General features: G+C 57.1%; 4 protein-coding genes. All 4 read right to left on the bottom strand.

Going from position 1 to position 3191, the window contains the following annotated elements:
* Window positions 1-1089: Tol-Pal system beta propeller repeat protein TolB (gene tolB, locus Q7T06_RS03600; RefSeq protein ID WP_304780288.1), on the bottom strand; the 1089-nt coding region annotated here is incomplete at its 3' end.
* A 2-nt stretch (window positions 1090-1091) separates the two neighbouring features.
* Window positions 1092-1964 carry a cell envelope integrity protein TolA gene (gene tolA / locus Q7T06_RS03595; protein ID WP_304780285.1) on the bottom strand — a complete coding sequence of 291 codons (873 nt, stop codon included), beginning with the start codon at window positions 1962-1964 and terminating at the stop codon, window positions 1092-1094.
* A gap of 10 nt (window positions 1965-1974) precedes the next feature.
* Complete coding sequence (locus Q7T06_RS03590; RefSeq protein WP_304780280.1) at window positions 1975-2415, bottom strand: ExbD/TolR family protein; 441 nt, start codon at window positions 2413-2415, stop codon at window positions 1975-1977.
* A gap of 11 nt (window positions 2416-2426) precedes the next feature.
* The gene (gene tolQ / locus Q7T06_RS03585) at window positions 2427-3119 is read right to left on the bottom strand and encodes a protein TolQ (RefSeq protein WP_304780276.1); all 693 of its coding nucleotides are present in this window, start codon (window positions 3117-3119) and stop codon (window positions 2427-2429) included.
* Window positions 3120-3191: the final 72 nt, after the last annotated feature.

The raw sequence follows: 3191 nt of genomic DNA, 5'->3' as shown, positions 1-3191 counted from the left end.
CAGGCGCTGTTCCTGAGCATTGGCCAGATCGAGTATGAATAATTGGAACTTCCCTTCGCGGCGTGAAATATAAGCCAGGAATTTGCCGTCGGAAGAAATGCGCGGGCTGATGTTGTAGCCGCCGGCAAATGTCACGCGTCGCGCTTCGCCACCATTGGCGCTCATTTTGTAGATTTGCGGGCCGCCGCTGCGGTCGCTCGTGAAGTAAATGCTTAGTCCATCGGCAGAAAACTGCGGTTCGGTATCGATGCCGCTGGAATTGCTCAGGCGGCGCAAGCCGGTGCCATCGCTATTGACGACATAGACCTGGGTCAAGCCATCGCGCGACAGTGCAACTGCCAGTTTTTTGCCGTCAGGCGACCACGACGGAGCCGAGTTGCTGCCCTTGAAGTTGGCGGCAACCGTGCGGGTTCTGGTCACCAGATCCTGCACATAGACGACCGGCTTCTTGTTTTCAAACGAGACATAGGCGACCTTGGTGCCGTCCGGCGACCATGCAGGCGAGATGATGGGTTCGTTGGAACGCAAGGCGATTTGCGTGCCTTCACCGTCGGAATCGGCAATCTCCAGGCGGAATTCCTTGCCGGCCTTGGTGACGTAGGCGATGCGGGTGGCAAAGGCGCCGCGTATGCCTGTCATTTTTTCATAAATGTCATCGGCGATCTTGTGCGCCGATACGCGGATGAACTGGGGCGGGCTGGCCAGCACCAGCGACGACAATTGGGTTGCCTTGATGGTGTCGAACAAGCGGTATTTGACATCGAAGCGGCCATCCGCCAGGCGCTGCACGCTGCCGACCACGATGGCATCGGCGCCGCGCGCTTTCCAGTCTGCCAGGTTGATCTGTGAATTTTCCGTCAGCACGGTGCCGGTATCGATGACCTTGAAATAGCCGCTGCGCAGCAGATCGGCCTTGATGATGGCGCTGACCTGATGCGGTGCAATCGACTCGTCGCCGAAGGCGGCTATCGCAATCGGGATCTGGTTGGCGCCGACGCCGGCGATTTCCACCCGCAATTGCGCATGGGCGAGGCTGCTGACGAACAGAGCAAGGATCGCGAATGAACGTAAAAAATTGGTCTTGGTCATGGTCACTGATCTTTCGGTTTGTGAACGACGGTCAAACGGCCAGGCACGCTGCCGGATTGATCGGGTGGGAAAGGTTGCGAACGTTCTATCGCGCGTTTGACGGCTTCATCGAAGCCGCTCAGCCCGGAGGATTTGCGTAAACGCAAACCGCGCAGCGATCCATCGGGCAGCAGTTCGACATCATATTCGGCAGAAGGATTCCCGCTTAATCCATCCGGCACGATAAATATTGTATTCGAACGGATTTTTGCACGGATTTTATCTGCATAAGCGCCGTCTGCACGGCCGCTGCCCTGCGATTTGGCAGCCTGGCCAGTGCCGCCGCTGCCGACCGCGCCGGTCAGGCGGCGCATTTCTTCCGCCCGTATCTTGTCGCGCATTTCGGCATCGATGGCTTCCTGCTTGCGCTTTTTATCCGCGTCGGCTTTTTTCTGTTGCTCGATTTTCTTGTCGGCCAGCTGTTTTTCCAGCTTGTCGAGCCTATCCTGCTCGGCTTTCTGTTTCAGCTTTTTCTCTTTGTCTTCTTCCGCCAGCTTGTCCTTGCGTTCCTGCTCTTTGCGTTTCTTTTCTTTTTCCAGCGCGATATCGACCTTGGCTACAGGTGGCGGTACCGGCTCTGCCTTGGGTGTTTCCTTCACGACAGGCTTGGGCTCAGGTTTGGGCTGTGGTGTCGGTTCCGGTACGGGCGGCAGCGGGGCGGCTTCCTTGGCTTGCATATCCCAGATTTCAGCCTTCACCGCGACCGGCGTTTCGCTTTGCCAGTCTATGCCTACCCAGAAAAACACCAGCAGCGCAGCGTGCACCACGGCGGCCAGCGTGATGGCGCGCCAGCGACCTGGTTCTTTCGGGACGGTGTACGGTGAATGATCAGTCATAAAGCGGTGGTCACTTGGTCGCCAGCCCTACGCGGCTGATACCAATTTTTTTGGCTTCCGAGATGGCTTGTATCACCTCGTCGTATTTGATGTTCTTGTCGGCGGCTATCATGACGGCAAGGTCAGGGTTCTCGCTATACAGTGCCTGCAGTTTTTTACCCAGTTCACCACGGCTGGCCACGGTTTCGCTCGGCTTGGCGCCGCTCTTTTTGCCTTGCACCGAGACCGTCGCGGAGGCATCCGCTTTCAAGTCTATGCGTATGTATTCGGTAGGCGGCAAGGTCGATTTGGCGGCGTTCGGTAATTCGATCTCGTTCGGATTGACCATGGGTGCGGTCACCATGAAGATGACGAGCAGCACCATCATCACGTCGATATACGGAACGACATTGATTTCTGCCTTGAATTTTCGGGTGCGACCGCCGCGCATGCTACCGGATGAGAATGACATTGCTGCAGTCCTTAACGCGTCTGACGCTGCAGGATGTTCGAGAACTCTTCAACGAAGCTTTCGAAACGCATTGCCAGCCTGTCGATATCGTGCGAATAGCGATTGTAGGCAACCACGGCTGGAATTGCGGCGAACAGGCCGATCGCGGTGGCGATCAAGGCTTCGGCTATGCCCGGCGCCACTGCAGCCAGCGTGGCTTGCTGCACATTTGCCAGGCCGCGGAAGGAATTCATGATGCCCCATACGGTGCCGAACAAGCCGACATACGGTGACACCGAACCGACCGAGGCGAGGAAGGCGAGGTGCGATTCCAGGCCATCCATTTCGCGCTGATAGGCAGCGCGCATCGCGCGGCGTGCGCCATCCAGCCGTACGCTGGCTTGCGCCGGATCACTGGAGGCACGGGATTTGTTGAATTCGCTCATGCCGGATTCGAAGATGCGTTCCAGCGCGCCGGTCGCGCCACTGTTTTTGCGACGATTGGAGCTGGCATCCTGATACAACGCATTCAAATCGCCGCCAGACCAGAAGGCGCGTTCGAATTCTTCGGTTTGCGCGCGGGCATTCTTGATCGCAAACATTTTGCGGAATATATAGGTCCAGCTCATGACGGATACGCCGACCAAAAGCGCCATGACGAGTTGTACCAGGACTGAAGCGTTGGTGATGAGGTGGACGAAAGAGAGATCTTGGGTGACGGTCATGGAAGTGTGGTGTAGTCGAATGTGCTCAATTGTATGCGTAACCGGTATGAGGCGGTGCGATTTGGTGCTGTA

Origin of the sequence: Herminiimonas sp. (assembly GCF_030645555.1) — a bacterium.
Taxonomy (GTDB): domain Bacteria; phylum Pseudomonadota; class Gammaproteobacteria; order Burkholderiales; family Burkholderiaceae_D; genus Oxalicibacterium.
The sequence above is the reverse complement of the archived record's forward strand: the minus strand, read 5'-3'. Positions and strand labels throughout refer to the sequence as shown.